The organism is Bradyrhizobium uaiense (assembly GCF_010811875.1).
GTDB classification, from domain to species: domain Bacteria; phylum Pseudomonadota; class Alphaproteobacteria; order Rhizobiales; family Xanthobacteraceae; genus Bradyrhizobium; species Bradyrhizobium uaiense.
Genome location: NZ_VKHP01001121.1, coordinates 1 through 234, shown reverse-complemented (window position 1 = coordinate 234; position 234 = coordinate 1). Strand labels below are relative to the sequence as shown.

Sequence of the window (234 nt, the reverse complement as noted above, 5' to 3'; positions counted from 1 at the left end):
TCAGATTCAAGGCTGCTTTTGGGGAGGCCGTCTTGGGTGTGATGGACCGTTTGGTATTGAGCGACGCGGCGTGGAAGCGGATGGCGCCGTTGATCATAGGGCGCCCCGATCAGAAGGGCTCGACCGGACGCGACAACCGAATGTTCGTTGAAGGAGTGCTGTGGATCGTGCGTACGGGGTCTCCCTGGCGCGATCTCCCGGAGGTCTTCGGCGATTGGAACAGCGTGTTCCGGC

At 61.5% G+C, this 234-nt stretch carries 1 protein-coding gene; it reads left to right on the top strand.

Annotation, left to right across the window (positions count from 1 at the left end; all coding sequences use genetic code 11):
- Window positions 1-41: 41 nt before the first annotated feature.
- A partial coding sequence (locus tag FNJ47_RS55780) for a transposase (RefSeq protein WP_236000149.1) occupies window positions 42-234 on the top strand: 193 nt, incomplete at its 3' end.